Here is an 834-nt window from a genome sequence, read left to right on the forward strand (position 1 = left end):
TTTGTGAATCTCTTGTAGCAATTGGTCTTTCTCTTGCCACACATCCCCTAACCATTGCTGGAATTGGCGCTTGTACGGCTTGTCGTTGAAGTAATCCCCTAACACCTGCTCATCAACTGGCAACACTTTCACATGGACCACGATCTTAGTCATGCGCCCCATCAGCATGTCTTTAAAAGGTTTGTCCGTATTCTCTGGATACGCGAGGGTCACATCGATGATGTTCTCAAACTGCTCGCCCATTGCCGCCAATGTGTAAGCAATACCGCCTGACTTGGGTTGCAACAGGTATTGGTAGCCCGCTTTGCTTTTACGCTGCTTCTCTTCAGTAAAGCGTGTACCTTCCACGTAGTTCACAACCGTGGTTGGAGTATGCTTGAACTTGGCACACGAACGACGTGTGGTTGCCAAATCTTGGCCACGTTTGTGAGGGTTACGAATTAAATACTCACGAGAGTAACGACGCATGAAAGGCATGTCTAACGCCCAACATGCCATACCAATAAACGGCACATACAGCAGTTGTTGCTTGAGGAAAAACTTCGGCATTGGAATGCGATCTTTAAATACGCAGCACAGCACAACAATATCTGTCCAACTGAGGTGATTGCTGATCAGCAAATACCAACCATCTTTTTTCAGATTCTCGATGCCTTGAACGTCCCACTCCACGCGGTTAGACAAGGCAAGAATCCCCGCATTGACGGTCGCCCAAATCCACATCACTTTGTTGGCAGCTTCCGTCCCTTTAGCTTTTAACTGCGCGGTCGGAAGTAGGATCTTAAAAATAGCGATGACACAAATTACGAGTGAACAAATCGCAGAATTGAGGAT

At 47.0% G+C, this 834-nt stretch carries 1 protein-coding gene; it reads right to left on the minus strand.

All coding sequences use genetic code 11. The annotated features are described in order from the left end of the window. On the minus strand, positions 1 to 834 hold an 834-nt coding region (locus R7Q48_RS26105; protein WP_318133094.1), incomplete at both ends, for an acyltransferase.

The organism is Vibrio sp. 378, from assembly GCF_033339435.1.